The following is a 16,844-nucleotide window of genomic DNA, read 5'->3' on the forward strand; positions in this document are numbered from 1 at the left end:
TCGCGTAGGCTGTCCGCCTTTCACATGCCCAACGACGTCCTCACAGCGGCGATCGACGTCCTCGCCGACGGCCGCGACCTCTCCCAGGAGCAGGCCGGCGCGGTGCTGGCCGAAATCATGGCCGGCAACGGCTCGGTGCCGCAGATCGCCGGCTTCCTGATCGCGCTGCGCACGAAGGGGGAGACGGTCGAGGAGATCGCGGGCCTCGCGTCCACGATGCGCTCGCTCGCGACGCCGGTGCCGACCACGCGCACCGACCTGCTGGACACCGCGGGCACCGGCGGCGGTCGCCACACGTTCAACGTGTCGACGACCGCGGCGCTGGTCGCGGCCGGCGCGGGCTGCGCGGTCGCCAAGCACGGCAACCGCAGCGCCACGCGCGCGTCGGGCAGCGCCGACGTCCTGGAGGCGCTCGGCGCCCGGATCGACCTCACGCCAACCGCGGTCGCGCAGTCGATCGACCGCGTGGGCTTCGGCTTCATGTTCGCGCCCGCCCACCACGCGGCGACGCGCTACGTGATCCCGGCGCGCGCCGAGTTGGCGGTCCGCACGATCTTCAACTTCCTCGGTCCGCTGACCAACCCGGCGGGCGCGCGGCGGCAGGTCGTCGGCGTCTCCGACCCGCGCTACGTGGAGGCCCTGGCGGGCGCGCTGGCGCGGCTGGGCTGCGACCGAGCGCTGGTAGTCTCCTCCACGGATGGCCTGGACGAGATGAGTACGTCCGCCCCCACGCACGTCGTGGAGGTCAACGGCGAGGAGCTGCGCCACTACGACGTGAGCGCCGCCGACGTCGGCCTTCCCGAGGCGGACCCGGCGTCCATCTCGGGCGGTGGACCGCAGGAGAACGCGGCGGTCACGCGCGCGGTGTTCTCCGGTGAGAGCGGGCCGGACACGGACCTCGTCCTGCTGAACGCCGGCGCCGCCATCTACGCTGCGGGACGAGCCGACGACCTGCGTGGCGGCGTGGAGGCCGCCCGCGAGACGATCGCGTCGGGCGCCGCTGCCCGCACGCTCGACGAGTACATCCGCGTCACCGGGGAATTGGCACCGATCACCGCATGAGCAACGTCTTGGAGCGCATCGTCGACGTCACGCGGGACGAGGTCCGCCGGCGTCGCAAGGAGACCCCGCTGGCCGACCTCGAGTCCCGGCTGGGCCCGCACCGCGAAGGGCGCCCGTTCGCCGAGGCGCTGGTCCGCCCGGGCGTGTCGGTCATCGCCGAGCACAAGCGGCGCTCGCCGTCGGCCGGTGAGATCCGCGCGGGCGCGACCGTTACCGACATCGCGCAGGCCTACGAGCGCGGCGGCGCGGCGGCGCTGTCGGTGCTGACCGAGGGCCCGCACTTCGGCGGGACGCTCGCCGACCTGGAGGAGGCGCGCGGCGCGGTCGAGCTGCCGATCCTGCGCAAGGACTTCATGGTCGACGCCTACCAGGTCTACGAGGCCGCGGTGGCGGGGGCTGACGCGATCCTGCTGATCGTCGCGGCGCTGGAGCCCAAGGAGCTGGTCTCGCTCTACAACGAGGCGCTCGGCGTCGACCTCGACGTGCTCGTCGAGGTGCACGACGAGCAGGAGCTGGAGGCCGCGCTGGAGGCCATCGACATGGACGTCATCGGCATCAACAACCGCAACCTCGTGGACTTCACGGTGGATGTGGAGCGGACGTACGAGCTGCTTTCAGATGTGCCCGCAGGCAAGACGGTGGTGTCGGAGTCCGGCTTCCACACGCGCGAGCAGATCGAGGAGTTGGAGCGCGTCGGCGTCGACGCGGTGCTGATCGGCGAGACGCTGATGCGCGCGCCGGACCCGGAGATCGCGTTGCGCGACCTGTGCGGGCACGGCGAAGGGGCCGAAGAGGGCCTCTGACGGTCTGGCACGGCCGCTTTAGCAATCTTTAGATCGACTTCACCGTCGCTTCAGCGATCGTCTGGATCCTTCGTCCCTCATGCCTTCGTCCCCGTCGTCCCGTTCCATCGTCTTCCCCCTGCTCTTGGCCGCGCTGCTCGGCGGCGGCGTCGCCGCGGGCGTGACCACCGTGCTCGCGGGCGACGACGGTGACACGCACACGACGACGGTCATCCGGCAGCCGGCGGTCGCGTCGCAGGGCGCCAACAGCAACCGGTCCAACACGGCCGAGGGGCTGACCGCGGCCGACATCTACCAGCGCTACGCGCCAGGCGTCGTGTTCGTGCGGTCGACGGTGATCCAGAACACCAACAACCCGTTCGACTTCGGGTTCGGCGGCGCGCAGAGGAGCGAGGCGACGGGCTCCGGGTTCGTCATCGACGCGCGCGGCGACATCCTCACCAACAACCACGTCATCGACGGCGCGTCGAAGGGCTCGATCACCGTCCAGTTCGCCGACCACAAGACGGTCAAGGCGTCGGTCATCGGAACGGACCCGTCGACCGACCTGGCGCTGTTGAAGGTCGACCCCGAAGGACTGGACCTCAAGGCGCTGCCGCTGGGGTCCTCCCGGGACGTGCACGTCGGCGACCCGACGATCGCGATCGGCAACCCCTTCGGGTTGGACCGGACGCTGACCACGGGCGTCGTGAGCGCGCTGCAGCGCCAGATCCAGGCGCCGAACGGATGGACGATCAAGGACGTCATCCAGACCGACGCCGCGATCAACCCGGGCAACTCGGGCGGCCCGCTGATCGACGCCGCCGGCCGCGTGATCGGGATCAACTCGCAGATCGAGACCGGCGGCGGGTCGTCGGGCAACGTCGGCATCGGCTTCGCGGTGCCGATCGACACGGCCAAGGCGATCCTGAACAACTTGAAGGCAGGGGAGACCGTCGAGCGCGCCTACCTGGGCGTGACGTCGCTGACGATCGACGGGCAGCTGGACGCCTTGGACCTCGCCGCCGATCACGGCGCGCTCGTGCAGACGGTCGAGGCCGGGTCCCCGGCCGCGCAGGCCGGGCTGAAGGCCGGCGACCTGCAGGCGCAGCTCTCCGGGCAGGGCGACAACAGCGCGGTCGTGCTCGGTGGCGACATCATCACCAAGGTCGACGGCAAGGCGATCAAGACCTCCGACGAGCTGTCGCAGCTGGTCTCCAACCACAAGCCGGGCGACAAGATCAAGCTCGAGGTCGTCCGCAAGAAGGAGACCAAGACGATCACGGTGACGCTCGGCAAGCGGCCGTCGGCGTTGCAGACCGGCTAGGGGCGGAACGCTCGCCCAGGGGGCGAGGTTCCGGGCGCGAAACTCGCCAGGGGCTCCCTTCGCGCGGCCACCTAAGATGGGCGTTGTGGAGCGCGCACCGAAGATCAAGTTCTGCGGCATGACCCGGGCAGAAGACGCCGAGCTGGCGGTCGCGCTCGACGCGTGGGCGATCGGGATGATCCTGTGGCCGGGGTCCAAGCGCTTCGTCGACCCGGACGTCGCCGCCGCCATCGCGCGGCCGCTGCGGCGCAAGATCGAGATCGCCGGCGTGTTCGTCAACCAGTCGCTGGACGAGATCGAGTCGCTGGCCGACGTGGTCGGGCTCTCGCTCGTGCAGCTGCACGGCGACGAGGGGCCGTCGTTCGCCAACGAGGTCGCGCGGCGGACCGGGGCGAAGGTCATCAAGGCGCAGTCGGTGCGGCTGGCGTCTGATGTCGTCTCGATCCAGGCGTTCCACACCGACTTCCACCTGCTTGACGCGCACCGCGAGGGGCTGCGGGGCGGGACGGGGGAGACGTTCGACTGGACGATGCTCTCCAAGCGCCACTCGAGCGTGCCGCTGCTGCTGTCGGGTGGGCTGAACCCGGCGAACGTGGTGGAGGCGATCGAGGCCGTGGATCCTTGGGGCGTGGACGTGGCTAGCGGCGTGGAGTCTTCGCCCGGCGTGAAGGACCACGAGCAGATGAAGGCCTTCGCGGCGGCGGTGCGGTCCACCGCGCCTGCTGCGCCCCGCCCGAAACCGCCCGGCCGCGGCGCGCCGGTGAGGCCGGCGGCATGACCACGGGCTTGGAGGTCCGCTTCGGGCCCTACGGCGGGCAGTACGTGCCCGAGACGCTGATGCCCGCGCTGAGCGAGCTGGAGCGCACGTGGGTCGAGGCGTGGAGTGATCCGGCGTTCCAGGCCGAGTTGAAGGACTTGCAGCGCGACTACGTCGGCCGCCCGTCGCCGCTGTACCTGGCGCCGCGGCTGAGCGAGGTCGCCGGCCGCGCGATCTGGCTCAAGCGCGAGGACTTGAACCACACGGGCGCGCACAAGATCAACAACGCTTTGGGTCAGGCGCTTTTGGCCAAGCGCATGGGCAAGCCGCGGGTCGTGGCCGAGACCGGCGCGGGCTCGCACGGCACCGCGACCGCGACCGCCTGCGCGCTGCTCGGCTTGGAGTGCGTCGTCTACATGGGCGAGGTCGACATCGCGCGCCAGAAGCCCAACGTGGAGCGCATGCAGCTGCTGGGGGCGACGGTCGTGCCGGTCGCCGCGGGCTCAAGGACCTTGAAGGAGGCGACGAGCGAGGCGATCCGCGACTGGGTCACCCGCGTCGCCGACACCCACTACGTGTTGGGCACCGTCGCCGGTCCCGCCCCCTATCCCGCGATCGTGCGCGAGCTCCAGCGGATCATCGGCGAGGAGGCGCGCGCGCAGATCCTGGACAAGGAGCAGCGCCTGCCCGACCGCGTCATCGCCTGCGTCGGCGGTGGCTCCAACGCCATGGGCATCTTCGCCGCCTTCATCCCCGACGCGGCCGTGCAGCTCGTCGGCGTCGAAGCCGGCGGTGAGGGCCTGCACGCCCGCCACGGCGCACCGCTGACCGCCGGCGGCCGCCCCGGCGTCCTGCACGGCTCGCTCAGCGCCGTGATGCAGGACGAGGACGGCCAGATCCTCGAGGCCTACAGCATCTCCGCCGGCCTCGACTACCCCGGCTCCGGCCCCGAGCACGCCTGGCTGCGCGACACCGGCCGCGCGACCTACACCGCCGTCACCGACGACGAAGCCGTCCGGGCCTTCAAAGAGGTCACCCGTCTCGAAGGCATCATCCCCGCCCTCGAAACCTCCCACGCCCTCTACCACGCCCTCCACACCCCGTCGGAGTCGACGATGGACATCATCAACCTCTCCGGCCGCGGCGACAAGGACCTCGCGCAGATCATCGAGCGCTACGGCACGGGCCCGGCGGCCTAGCGCCGCCCTCGGCACACGCGCCCCAGGGATCCGGGTCGCTTTGGCGTCGTATATGGACGCTTCAGCGACCCGGATCGACCCTTCGGCCCCGAACCGCCCTCCGGCGTCCGGCGACCCTGCCTAGGCGTCGTGGTGCTCGTCGTCCTCGATGACGTCCGCGCCCTCCGCCGCGCGCCGCAGCGTCGCCAGCGCGAGGACGCCCGGGAGGGCCGGCAGCCAGACGGAGATCGCGCGGTAGGCGAGCACGGCGACCAACGCCACCGAGGCGGGCATGTTGAAGGCCGCGCAGGCGCCGACCATGCCGCCTTCGACGCCGCCGACGCCGCCGGGCAAGGGCAATAGGTTGCCCAGCATGCCGAGCAGGTAGGCCATGGTCAGCTCCCACACGACGGGGTGGTAGCCGAAGGCCCAGAAGCACGCCCAGAGGGTGGCGAGGTCGAAGACCCACCACATCACGGTGCCCCATAGGCCGGCCTCGCGGCGGTTGATCAAGTCGATGGTGAACTTGGTGCCGTCGGCCAGCGCCTGGGGCGCGGCCAGAAGGCGACGGCGCCACTGCGGACCGGTGTCCAGCCGGCGGGCGATCCAGTCGGGCGCCTGGATCAACACCAAGAACGCCGCGACGGCCAGCGCCGCGATCACCGCGGGCAAGGCGGACAACAACGGGTCGGCGCCGGAGATCGCCAGCGCGGTGCCGACCACGATCACCATCGCCATGAACACCGCGTAGGTGGCCACCAGATGCTGACTCACCTGCTTCGCCGCCTGGCGGTTGCCGTGGCCGGCCCGCGACAGCGCCCAGGTCGTCACCGCGATCCCGCCTGCGCCGCCCGCGGCCACCAACCGCGTGGCTGCGGTCGCCGCCAGCGTGATTAGCGCTGAGCGCCGAACGCCCAGCACGACGCCGTCGGCCGCGCTCACGGCCGCCATGTTCCACGCGTAGCCCAGGTAGGACACCGACTCCAGCGCCAGCGCCGCCGCCAGCCAGTACGGCGACCCGTCCCGGATCCGGTTCCACGTGTCCTCGATGCCCGCCAGATGCGGGATCAGCAGGTACACGACGAGGATCGCGATCGCCGTCGCCCCGAACCAGATCAGCGCGCGCCGGCCGGTGGGACCGGGCATCGGCAGCGCGTGCCGCACCCGGCGGCGCGCTGTGGCCTCGGTCTCGGCCTGTGTCTCGGTGTCGGGATCGGGGGTCACGACCGCAGCGAGCATAGGACGCCGCCTGGTCGTAGGCTTGAGCCGCACATGGACGGACCCGAACGCATCGCCAAAGCCTTCGCCGACGCCAAGGGCCGCGCGGCCCTCATGCCCTACCTCATGGGCGGGTTCCCGGACGTCCCGACCTCGCTGGCGATCGGCGAGGCCTACATCGACGGCGGCGCCGACCTGATCGAGCTCGGCGTCCCGTTCTCCGACCCGCTCGCCGACGGCCCCGTCGTCCACGCGGCCGGGACCAAGGCCTTGGAGAACGGCACCACGGTCGCCGACGTCCTCACCATCTGCGAGCAGCTCTCCAAGCGCGTCCCGGTCATCATGATGATGTACACGAACCTCGTGCTCGCGCGCGGTCCGGAGGAGTTCGCCCGGCGGATCGCCGCCGCCGGCGCCGCCGGCCTGATCGTCCCCGACCTCCCGCTTGAAGAGTCCGAGGCGGTCCTCCAAGCCTGCGACGCCGCCGGCGTCGCCCTCGTCCCGCTCGTCGCGCCGACCACGCCCGACGACCGCATGGCCCGCATCGGCGCTCGCGCCCGCGGCTTCGTCTACACCGTCTCGGTCGTCGGCACGACCGGCGAGCGCGCCGCGCTCTCCGACACGTTCGGCTCGCTCGTCGCCCGCACGAAGGCCTCCACCGACGTTCCGGTCGCGCTCGGCTTCGGCATCGGCAACCCCGAGCAGGTCGCCCAGGCCGCGGCCTCCGGCGCTGACGGCGTCATCATCGGCAGCCGCCTGGTCCGCGCGGTCGCCGAGGCCAAGGGCGATCCCGCCGCCGCCGTGCGCGAGCTCGTGAGCAGCTTCTCCGCGGCGTTGACCGCCTAGCGCCCTTGGCCGTCCTGCACGTCACCAACGGCTCCCACGCCGCTCACGACCTGCAGACGCTGGGCGGCGAGACGCTGACCTGGGACGACGTCCTGCATGAGGGCCCGGTCCCGGCCCAGCCACCCGAGCCGCTCAGAGAGACACGCGCCCAGTTTCTCGCCGACGCCGGCCTCTCCGACCTCGCGACCGCCCGCGCCCGCCTCGCCGCGCGCGACGCGCGCTTGGACGCCGTCGACTTCTCCACCAAGTTGATCCTCTGGTTCGAGGACGACCTCTACGACCAGCTCCAGCTCCTGCAGATCCTCGACCGCCTCGCGACCGGCGACACGCCCACGCGCCGCTCCCGCCCGCTGGGCCCGGTCCAGCTGGTCAAGCTCCCACGCGGCCCGCGCACGTTCCTGCGCGACCGCCTCGCCCGCGCCGCCTCGCTGCGCGACAGCGACCACGCCTTCGCCGCCACCGCCTGGGCCGCTTTCACCGCGCCCGACCCGCGCGCCGTCGAGCAGATCGCGATGAGCGCCGGCACGCCGAACCTGCCCGACGTCGCGCCCGCCCTCCAGCGCCTGCTCGAGGAGCACCCGTTCACCACCGACGGTCTCAGTCGCACCGAGCGCCAGCTCCTGGAAGCCGTGCAGGCCCGGCCGCTCCACGGCCCGGCGCTGTTCGCTGCCACCCAAGCGCGTGAGGAACGGCCCTTCCACGGCGACGCGACCCTGCTCTACCGCGCCCGTCGTCTCCAACCTCAGCTCTTAGATCGCACCGAGGACGGCGCGTTCGCGCTCACCGAGGACGGACAACGCGTTCTTAACGAACAAGCCGACGCGCTCGATCTGCTCCCGCCGTTGGACCGCTGGGTTGGCGGGGTCCATCACCTCGTCACACCCACTGTCCGCTACGACCCGGCGACACGTCGTCTCGCTGCCTAGAAGGATAAGATCCGGTCCGACATGGGACTCGCGTACGCCATCACCGCATCGCTGTCGCTCTGGATCGTCCTCTGGGCCCTGGGCGCCAAGGCGCTGGACAGCTTCCTGCTCGCCGCGCTGCTGATGATCATCGCGGTGACCGTTCACACGCTCTCGAAGTACAGCCCGGCAAAGCGCAAGCAGCGCTAGCGCCGGCGCCACCGCTGGCCAGGCGCCTCCGACACCGTCCCAGGTGTCGAGATCGGCCACGCCCGGCTCGTAATTTGGGGGACTCTGTAGCACCCGCACAGTGGTCAACCCACATTTCCACCTTGTGGTGTGGAGGGGTGACCATTGCGCAGCGTCGGTGTCCCTGTTTAGACTCGCGCTCTCTCCGGAATCGATCCCTTGAGGAGGGGATACGTTGCGCGTACGTCATCTGGCAGCCACGAGCTGCCTGCTGACCGCTTTGTCGTTCGGTGTTGCTGCCTGTGGCAGTGACGACGACGACAGCAGCGGCGGCAGCGGGGCCTCGACCACGAGCGAGAGCTCGTCGTCCGGCGGCTCCACCGTCACCATCTACTCGAGCCTGCCGCTGCAGGGCGACTCTCGCCCGCAGTCCGTCTCCGTGAACAACGGTGAGGAGCTGGCGCTCGAGAAGGCCGGCAACAAGGCCGGCAAGTTCACCGTCAAGTTCGTCAAGCTGGACGACGCCACGGCGGCGGCCGGCAAGTGGGACCCGGGCGCCACCTCTGGCGACGCCCGTAAGGCGGCGCAGGACAAGACCACGATCGCCTACCTCGGCGAGTTCAACTCCGGCGCCACGGCGATCTCGCTCCCGATCCTCAATGAGGCCGGGATCCTGCAGGTCTCCCCGTCCAACACCGCCGTCGGCCTGACCCGTTCGCAGGGTGCCGACAAGGGCGAGCCGGACAAGTACTACCCCACGGGCAAGCGCACCTACGGGCGCGTCGTCCCTGCGGACCACATCCAGGCCGCGGCGCAGGTCTCCTACCAGAAGGACAACGGCTGCAAGCAGCTGTTCATCCTGAACGACAAGGAGGTCTACGGGAAGGGCTTGGCCGACCAGGTCGCCCCGATCGCCAAGGCCCAGGGCCTGACGGTCATCGGCAACGAGGGCATCGACCCGAAGGCCGCGAACTACCGCGCGCTGGCCGGCACGATCAAGGCCAAGGGCGCCGACTGCATCTTCTTCGGCGGCATCACGCAGAACAACGCGGTGCAGCTGTGGAAGGACCTCAACGCCACGATCCCGTCGGCCAAGCTGTTCGGCCCTGACGGCGTCGCGGAGTCGGCGTTCTCCGAGAAGATCGGCTCCAAGGCCGAGAAGCAGACGTACATCACCAACCCGACCCTTGACCCGAAGCTCTACCCGCAGTCCGGGCAGGACTTCTTCAAGGAGTACAAGGCCAAGTACGGCGCCGATCCGGAGCCCTACGCGATCTACGGGTACGAGGCGATGAGCATCGCCCTGCAGGCCATCACCGACGCTGGTGACAAGGGCAACGACAAGCAGGCCGTGATCGACGCGTTCTACAAGATCAAGAACCGGGAGTCCGTCCTGGGCACCTACTCGATCGACGAGAACGGCGACACGACGCTGTCGGACTACGGCGGAAACCGCATCGAAGGCGGCAAGCTCACCTTCGACAAGGTCATCAAGGCCGCGACCTCCTAGGTTCGCGCGGCTTGAAGGTCGGCCGGGGCGCCACCGCGCGCCCCGGTCCGGCCTCTGCCACCGTCCCGTCCCTCGGACCCCCACACCATGGAAGCCGCATCCATCACAGAGACCGCCTCCGCGCCGCCCCCGGCACGGAAGGCCGGCGATGTCCTCAACGCCTACGCGCTGCCGCTGCTGCTCTTCGGCGCGCTCGTGGCGCAGTTCATCTACGAGCCCACCGCGACGCTCGACAACGTCAAGACGGGCCTGTCCAACGGCATGGTCTGGGCGCTGATCGCGCTCGGCTACACGTTGGTCTACGGCATCGTCGAGCTGATCAACTTCGCCCACGGCGAGGTGTTCATGATCGGCGCGTTCGTGTCGCTGTCGCTGTGGCAGACCTTCGGCGTCACCGATCAGACGAGCCTCGTGCTCATCATCGTGTCGATCATCGTCTTCCTGGCGTGCTCGATGTTCGCCAGCGCGACGCTGAACGTGCTGATCGAACGCGCGGCCTACCGGCCGCTGCGAAACGCGCCCAAACTCGCGCCGCTGATCACGGCGATCGGGATGAGCTTCATCCTGCAGAACGTCGGCCTGTTGTGGCGGCCGACGCCGGACCAGGTGCCCGACCTGATCGGGTCCCACGCCAAGTACTTCACGATCTTCGACGTCGACGTCCTGCACTCCGACGTCTTCGCCGTCGTCATCACGGTCCCGCTGCTGATGAGCCTGCTGTGGTTCGTCAACAACACCAAGCACGGCAAGGCGATGCGCGCGACCGCGCAGGACCCGGACGCAGCCCGCTTGATGGGCATCGACGTCGACCGCACGATCAGCCTCACCTTCCTGCTCGGCGGGGCGATGGCGGGCGCGGCGGGCCTGATCTACGCGCTCTACAACCTGACCGTCCGCTTCAACATGGGCTTCACGGCCGGCCTGATCGCCTTCACCGCGGCGGTCATGGGTGGCATCGGCAACCTGAAGGGCGCCGTCATCGGCGGCCTCATCATCGGTGTGATCCAAGCGATATCCGACGGTGGCAACTTCCTGGGCCTCCGGCTCGGCGAGGCGTGGACGCCCGCCGTGGTGTTCGGGATCCTGATCCTGGTGATGGTCTTCCGTCCCCAGGGCCTCTTCGGTGAGGAGACGCGAGAAGGATGAGGTCGAACGTTGCAGTCGCCAGTGGTCGACAGAAGGTGAGGCACGTTCGATGAGCAACCTGCGCAGCAGTTGGGACTCCCTCGCACGTGTCCTGCCGCCGACGGCCTGGATGCTCGTGGCGCTCGTCGTCGCGATCTTCTTCCCGATCCTGATCGGCTCGGGCGACCTGCTCGACGCGTCGATCCAGACGCTGGCCTACGTGATCATGGCCCTGGGCCTGAACATCGTCGTCGGCTTCGCCGGCCTGCTCGACCTCGGTTACGTCGCGTTCTACGCGATCGGCGCCTTCGTCATCGGCTGGTTCGGCTCCCAGCAGTTCCCGGACGTCAACGGCGGCAAGGGCATCCACATCCTGGTGTCCGACCGCTCGACGTTCCAGCCCAAGCTGAGCGGCGGCCGGCTGGACATCGCCGGCATCCACATCAACTTCTTCATCGTGCTCTTCATCGCGATGGCGATCACCGCGCTGTGGGGCGTCTTCCTCGGCGCGCCGACGCTGCGGCTGCGGGGCGACTACCTGGCGATCGTGACGCTGGCCTTCGGCGAGATCGTGCCGCGCATCTTCGAGAACTCCACGAGCGGCCTGTTCGGCATCGGCTCGACGGACTTCTCGCACGGCCGTCAGGGCATCACGCCGATCGACACCATCAACCTGCCCTTCTCGCACGACATCCTCTATACGGACGCGAATCTGAAACCCGCGTACTGGGTGGCGCTCGGCATGGTGGTGTTCACGATCTTCGTCAACCGCCGCCTGCGCGACTCGCGTCTGGGCCGTGCGTGGATCGCGGTCCGCGAGGACGAGGTCGCGGCCGCGTCGATGGGCGTCAACCTGGTGCGGACCAAGCTGTGGGCCTACGCCATCGGCGCCGCGTTCGGCGGCTTTGCGGGCGTCTTCCTGGGCTCCTACAACAACACGGTCAACGTCGACCAGTTCGAGTTCGGGTTCTCCGTCTTCGTCCTGGCGATGGTGATCGTCGGCGGCATGGGCAACATCTGGGGCGTCATCGTCGGCGCCGTCGCGTTGTCGATGATGAACCGCTACGGCCTGCCTCAGCTGAACAGCCTGTCCGAGCCGCTGGGCTTCGACGTGACGTCGATCTCGTTCGGCATCTTCGGGTTCTTCCTGCTGGTGATGATGGTGCTGCGGCCCGAGGGCCTCATCCCGTCTGGCAGACGGAGGCTCGAGCTACACGAGGCCGAGATCGAGGGGTCGGCGGAGGACACCGGCGCCGTCGGCGACATGTCCCAGATGTACGAGGTGCGCAAGTGAGCCAGCCGGAATTCAGCGCGGTCGACGAGGTCGCCGCCGACATCAAGCCGGAGGACGTGCTCCTCGACGCCGCGGGCATCTCGAAGGTGTTCGGCGGCCTGGTCGCGGTCAACGACGTCAACTTCGTCGTGCCGCGCAAGGCCATCGTGTCGCTGATCGGGCCCAACGGGGCGGGGAAGACCACGTTCTTCAACTGCCTGACGGGGTTGTACCGGCCGACGACCGGCCGGGTGACGTTCGACGGGACCGACATCACCGCAAAGCGGCCGGACATCGTCACGCAGGCGGGCATCGCCCGCACGTTCCAGAACATCAAGCTGTTCCGGACGATGACGGCGACCGAGAACGTCCAGGTCGGGATGCATCCGCGGCTCAAGGCGCGGGTGACCGGCATGATCCTCCGCACGCCATACGTACGGCGGGAGGAGAAGGCTGGGCGCGAGCGGGCACGTGAGCTGCTCGACTTCGTCGGGCTCAAGCGCCGCGACGAGCTGGCGATGAACCTGCCCTACGGCGATCAGCGGCGGTTGGAGATCGCGCGGGCGTTGGCGTCGGATCCCAAGTTGTTGCTGTTGGACGAGCCGACGGCGGGCATGAACGCCAAGGAGTCTGAGGAGCTGCGGGTGCTGATGGAGCGGTTGCGCACCGAGCGCGACATGTCGATCCTGCTGATCGAGCACGACATGAAGGTCATCATGAACGTGAGCGACCACATCACGGTGCTCGACCACGGCGAGAAGATCGCCGAGGGCGTGCCGAAGGATGTGCGGCAGAACCCGCGCGTCATCGAGGCCTACCTCGGGAGCCAGGCATGAGCACGCCCGAGACGTCGGTCACGACGACGAGCCCCGACGGCCGGGGCAAGCTGGTCCTGGAGGTGCAGGACATCCACTCCTACTACGGCGCGATCGAGGCGCTGAAGGGGATCTCGCTGGAGGTCTACGAGGGCGAGGTCGTGACCTTGATCGGCTCCAACGGCGCCGGCAAGACCACCACCTTGCGCTCGGTCTCGGGGATCGTCCCGCCGCGCCAGGGCCGGATCACCTACCAGGGCGAGGACATCACCGGTCTGGCCGCTCACAAGGTCGCGGCGCTGGGCATCGCTCACTCGCCCGAGGGCCGGCGGATCTTCCCGCGCATGTCCGTCCGCGAGAACCTCGACATGGGCGCGTTCACGCGACGCGACCCGGAGGGGATCCGCGCGGACATGGACCGCGTGTACGAGCTGTTCCCGCGCTTGAAGGAGCGCGAGAAGCAGAAGGCGGGCACGATGTCTGGCGGTGAGCAGCAGATGCTCGCGATGGGCCGGGCGCTGATGGCCCAGCCGACGCTGCTGCTGCTCGACGAGCCGTCGCTCGGCCTTGCACCGGTGATCGTGGACAAGATCTACGAGATCATCCGCGAGATCAACGCGCAGGGCGTCACGATCCTGCTCGTGGAGCAGAACGCCAACTACGCCCTGGACGTCTCTACGCGCGGCTACGTGCTGGAGACCGGAACGGTGGCGTTGACCGACAGTTCGGCCTCGTTGCGCACCGACGAGCGCGTCATGGCCGCATACCTGGGGACCTGATCCAATGACCGCTTCCTTGATCATCGCCGCGCTCGGCTCCAAGGCGTTCTGGCTGCTCTACCTGTGGCTCGGATCCGCCTGGGGCGCCTCCGAGCTCTCGGCCCGCAAGGGCTACGGCGAGAAGTGGGGCCTGGGCTGCGGCCTGCTGCTCTCGGTGGTCGGCCTCGTCATCTGGCTGATCGTGCCGCCCAAGCCGGACTCGCCCTGGGTCCAGAAGAAGCGCCGCGAGGCCGCCAACGAGGGCGAGGAGCCGACGGCGGTCTAGGCGCTTGGGGCGCTTGGCGTTGGCGGCGTTCAGCGCGGGCGGTTGCGGTGCGCGCGGCGTTGAAGAGGGCATCGAGGGAGAGAGGAGCGAGGGCGTGGCGACCGTCCTTGGCCTTCCTTGGTGCTCGTGCCGGGTCCGAGGGCGAGTTCGGGCCCGAATGAACATGAGTCGCATCCAACCCGCGCATATCGCGGGTTAGATGCGAAGCGTGTCGCTTCGGTCCCGAATCGCCCACCCGAGCCCGGCACGGCGATCGAGGCAACCCACCAGCGGTGGCCACGCCACCCACTTCTCTCTCGATGCCCCTCTCCAACGTCCCGCGGCACCACGAACGCCCCGTGCCGAACGCCGCAAGAGCCGGCGGCGGCGGCGCGCTGTTAGCTCAGCGCGTCGCGCAGTGCCGCGTCGAGATCGGCGTGGCGGAAGGCGTAGCCGCCTTCCAGCGGCCGCTCGGGCACCGCGCGTTGTCCCTCGGTGACGATCTCGGCCATGTCGCCGTAGAGCAACTTGATGGCGAAGGCCGGGACGGGCGCGAACGCGGGACGGTGCAGGGCGCGGCCGAGCGCCTTGCTAAAGGCCTTGTTGGTGACCGGCTCGGGCGCGGCGCCGTTGTAGGCGCCGGACCAGCCGTCGTCGCCGAGCGCGTGGAGGTAGAGGCCGACGAGGTCGTCGACGTGGATCCACGGCAGGTACTGGTCGCCGCCGGCGACGGGGCCGCCGACGCCGAGCTTGAACGGCGGCAGCATCGTCTTCAGCGCGCCGCCGTCCTTGTCGAGGACGACGCCGGTGCGGATCTTGACGACGCGCCGGCCGTTCTCGGCCGCCGCATCGGCCTCGCGTTCCCAAGCGACGCAGACGCCGGCCAGGAAGTCGTCGCCGGGTGGGGAGGACTCCGGCACGCGCTCGTCGCCGTGCTTGCCGTAGTAGCCCACGGCCGAGGAAGAGACGAGCACCTTGGGCCCGTCGGCCGGCCGGATCTGCCGTAGCCCCGCAACGAGGTTGCGCGTGCCGGTCTCGCGGCTCTCGAGGATGCGGCGCTTGACGTCGTCGTTCCAGCGCTGGGCGACCGGCTCGCCCGCCAGGTGCACGATCGCGTCGCGGCCGCGCAGCGCCTCCTCGGGCGCGGGGCCGGCGAGCGGATCCCATTCGATGGCCGCCACGCCCAGCAGGGCCTGCGCCTTGTCGGGTGAGCGCGACAGGACCGTGACGTCGTCGCCGCGGTCGCGCAGGACGCGGACGAGCTTGGAGCCGATGAGGCCGGTGGCGCCGGTGACGGTGACGTTCATCTTCATCGCCTATACGGATGCCCCGGCGGCCCGCGATCAACTCCGCAATTGCTCGATGTCCAGCGCCGCAAACCCGATCGTGTCCCCGGCGCGGTCCTCGCCGGCGCGGCGGGCCTCAGCGGAGACCGCGTCGGCCACGGCGGGCGCGACGTCGCGGTTGAAGACCGAAGGGATGATGTAGTCCTCGCGCAGCTCGGACTCCGGGACGATGTCGGCGATCGCGCGCGCGGCGGCCATCTTCATCGCCTCGGTGATCTGCGGGGCGCGGACGTCCAGCGCGCCACGGAAGACGCCGGGGAACGCGAGCACGTTGTTGATCTGGTTGGGGTAGTCGGAGCGGCCGGTGGCGACGATGCGCGCGTAGGGCGCGGCCTCCTCGGGCGAGACCTCGGGCGTCGGGTTGGCCATCGCGAAGACCATCGCGTCCTTGTTCATGCGCGCGAGTGCGTCGGCCGGGAAGACCTTGGCGCCGCTCAGCCCGATCAGCAGGTCGATGCCGTCGATGACCGACGCCGGCGTGCCGCCGAGGCGCTCCGGGTTGGTGGACTCCGCGTACCAGCGCTTGATCGGCGGCATCGAGCCGTCCTGGTAGTCGCCGCGGTCGACGCCCAGCACGCCGCGCGAGTCGGCGCCGATGATGTGGCGGACGCCGGCCTCCATCAGGATCTTGGTGACCGCGACGCCCGCGGCGCCGAGGCCGATGATCAGCACGCGCAGGTCGGCCAGCGACTTGCCGGTCAGCTTGCAGGCGTTGATCAGCGCGGCGAGCGTGACGATCGCGGTGCCGTGCTGGTCGTCGTGGAAGACGGGGATGTCGAGCTCGGCCTTCAGGCGGTCCTCGATCTCGAAGCAGCGCGGCGCCGAGATGTCCTCCAGGTTGATCCCGCCGAACGTCGGGGCCATCGCCTTGACCGCGGCGACGATCTCGTCGGGGTCCTTGGTGTCCAGGCAGATCGGGAACGCGTCGACGTTGGCGAACTCCTTGAAGAGCATCGCCTTGCCCTCCATCACCGGCATGGCGGCGCGCGGGCCGATGTCGCCGAGGCCGAGCACGGCGGTGCCGTCGGAGACCACGGCCACCGTGTTGCGCTTGATCGTGTACTGGAAGGCCTTGTCGGGATCGTCGTGGATCGCCATACACACACGCGCGACGCCCGGCGTGTAGGCCATCGACAGGTCCGCGCGCGTCTTCAGCGGTGACTTGTTGGCCTGCTCGATCTTGCCGCCGATGTGCAGCAGGAACGTGCGGTCGGTCGTGTCGACGACCGAGACGCCGTCCAGGCCGTTCAGCGCCGCGACGATCTGATCCCAGTGCTCCGCGCCGGTCGCATCGACCGTGATGTCGCGTAGCAGCACGTCCTCCTTGACCTCAACCAGGTCGATGGACCCGATCGACGCGCCCGCCTGCCCGATCGCGCTCGCTACGAGCCCGAGCATCCCGGGCCGATCGGCGATCTCGACGCGGATCGTGAGGCTGTACTGGGCGGACGGGGAGGGCGACATCTGCTCGGACAATACGACGGAATC

15 protein-coding genes and 2 pseudogenes are annotated in these 16,844 nt (G+C 69.7%); 14 read left to right on the forward strand and 3 right to left on the reverse strand.

Annotated features, from left to right (window positions below; genetic code table 11):
* Positions 1-24: 24 nt before the first annotated feature.
* The 5 genes and pseudogenes from trpD (at position 25) to trpB (ending at position 5,127) form a co-directional block, all read left to right on the forward strand.
* Positions 25-1,062: an anthranilate phosphoribosyltransferase gene (trpD, locus tag ACT01A_RS25910; RefSeq protein ID WP_445150003.1), complete on the forward strand. Its 1,038-nt coding sequence runs from the start codon at positions 25-27 to the stop codon at positions 1,060-1,062.
* The gene (gene trpC, locus ACT01A_RS25915; RefSeq protein WP_445150004.1) at positions 1,059-1,865 is read left to right on the forward strand and encodes an indole-3-glycerol phosphate synthase TrpC; all 807 of its coding nucleotides are present in this window, start codon (positions 1,059-1,061) and stop codon (positions 1,863-1,865) included. Before trpD ends, trpC begins: the two co-directional genes overlap by 4 nt.
* A 79-nt stretch (positions 1,866-1,944) precedes the next feature.
* Complete coding sequence (locus ACT01A_RS25920) at positions 1,945-3,171, forward strand: S1C family serine protease (RefSeq protein ID WP_445150005.1); 1,227 nt, start codon at positions 1,945-1,947, stop codon at positions 3,169-3,171.
* A gap of 118 nt (positions 3,172-3,289) precedes the next feature.
* A pseudogene (locus ACT01A_RS25925) lies at positions 3,290-3,808 on the forward strand (phosphoribosylanthranilate isomerase); the annotation flags it as partial.
* Positions 3,809-3,874: 66 nt separating this feature from the next.
* A pseudogene (trpB, locus tag ACT01A_RS25930) lies at positions 3,875-5,127 on the forward strand (tryptophan synthase subunit beta).
* A 120-nt stretch (positions 5,128-5,247) separates the two neighbouring features.
* On the opposite strand, the gene ACT01A_RS25935 reads toward trpB, so the two are convergent.
* The gene (locus tag ACT01A_RS25935) at positions 5,248-6,330 is read right to left on the reverse strand and encodes a lysylphosphatidylglycerol synthase transmembrane domain-containing protein (RefSeq protein ID WP_445150006.1); all 1,083 of its coding nucleotides are present in this window, start codon (positions 6,328-6,330) and stop codon (positions 5,248-5,250) included.
* Positions 6,331-6,378: 48 nt separating this feature from the next.
* Here ACT01A_RS25935 and trpA point away from each other — a divergent pair, with 48 nt between their 5' ends.
* The 9 genes from trpA to ACT01A_RS25980 all read left to right on the forward strand — a co-directional run bounded on the left by trpA (position 6,379) and on the right by ACT01A_RS25980 (position 14,031).
* On the forward strand, positions 6,379-7,170 hold the full coding sequence (trpA, locus tag ACT01A_RS25940; protein WP_445150007.1) for a tryptophan synthase subunit alpha: 792 nt from the start codon (positions 6,379-6,381) through the stop codon (positions 7,168-7,170).
* A gap of 5 nt (positions 7,171-7,175) precedes the next feature.
* Positions 7,176-8,096 carry a hypothetical protein gene (locus ACT01A_RS25945; RefSeq protein WP_445150008.1) on the forward strand — a complete coding sequence of 307 codons (921 nt, stop codon included), beginning with the start codon at positions 7,176-7,178 and terminating at the stop codon, positions 8,094-8,096.
* Between the two features lie 21 nt (positions 8,097-8,117).
* A complete protein-coding gene (locus tag ACT01A_RS25950; protein WP_445150009.1) occupies positions 8,118-8,285 on the forward strand; it encodes a hypothetical protein in 168 nt (55 codons plus the stop codon).
* A 214-nt stretch (positions 8,286-8,499) separates the two neighbouring features.
* A complete protein-coding gene (locus tag ACT01A_RS25955) occupies positions 8,500-9,774 on the forward strand; it encodes a branched-chain amino acid ABC transporter substrate-binding protein (RefSeq protein ID WP_445150010.1) in 1,275 nt (424 codons plus the stop codon).
* A gap of 87 nt (positions 9,775-9,861) precedes the next feature.
* Positions 9,862-10,920: a branched-chain amino acid ABC transporter permease gene (locus tag ACT01A_RS25960; RefSeq protein WP_445150011.1), complete on the forward strand. Its 1,059-nt coding sequence runs from the start codon at positions 9,862-9,864 to the stop codon at positions 10,918-10,920.
* Between the two features lie 49 nt (positions 10,921-10,969).
* Positions 10,970-12,193, forward strand: a complete 1,224-nt coding sequence (locus ACT01A_RS25965; RefSeq protein ID WP_445150012.1) for a branched-chain amino acid ABC transporter permease — start codon at positions 10,970-10,972, stop codon at positions 12,191-12,193.
* Positions 12,194-12,249: 56 nt separating this feature from the next.
* Complete coding sequence (locus ACT01A_RS25970; protein ID WP_445152869.1) at positions 12,250-13,008, forward strand: ABC transporter ATP-binding protein; 759 nt, start codon at positions 12,250-12,252, stop codon at positions 13,006-13,008.
* Positions 13,005-13,766, forward strand: coding sequence for an ABC transporter ATP-binding protein (locus tag ACT01A_RS25975; RefSeq protein ID WP_445150013.1), 762 nt, complete (start codon positions 13,005-13,007; stop codon positions 13,764-13,766). The genes ACT01A_RS25970 and ACT01A_RS25975 overlap by 4 nt, the downstream gene beginning before the upstream one ends.
* A 4-nt stretch (positions 13,767-13,770) precedes the next feature.
* Positions 13,771-14,031 carry a hypothetical protein gene (locus ACT01A_RS25980; RefSeq protein WP_445150014.1) on the forward strand — a complete coding sequence of 87 codons (261 nt, stop codon included), beginning with the start codon at positions 13,771-13,773 and terminating at the stop codon, positions 14,029-14,031.
* Between the two features lie 377 nt (positions 14,032-14,408).
* Here the strand turns inward: ACT01A_RS25980 and ACT01A_RS25985 are convergent, their stop codons facing one another.
* The gene (locus ACT01A_RS25985; protein ID WP_445150015.1) at positions 14,409-15,317 is read right to left on the reverse strand and encodes a TIGR01777 family oxidoreductase; all 909 of its coding nucleotides are present in this window, start codon (positions 15,315-15,317) and stop codon (positions 14,409-14,411) included.
* 36 nt (positions 15,318-15,353) lie between these two features.
* Positions 15,354-16,820, reverse strand: a complete 1,467-nt coding sequence (locus ACT01A_RS25990) for an NAD-dependent malic enzyme (protein WP_445150016.1) — start codon at positions 16,818-16,820, stop codon at positions 15,354-15,356.
* Positions 16,821-16,844 lie beyond the last annotated feature (24 nt).

It is taken from the genome of Baekduia sp. Peel2402 (assembly GCF_052567285.1).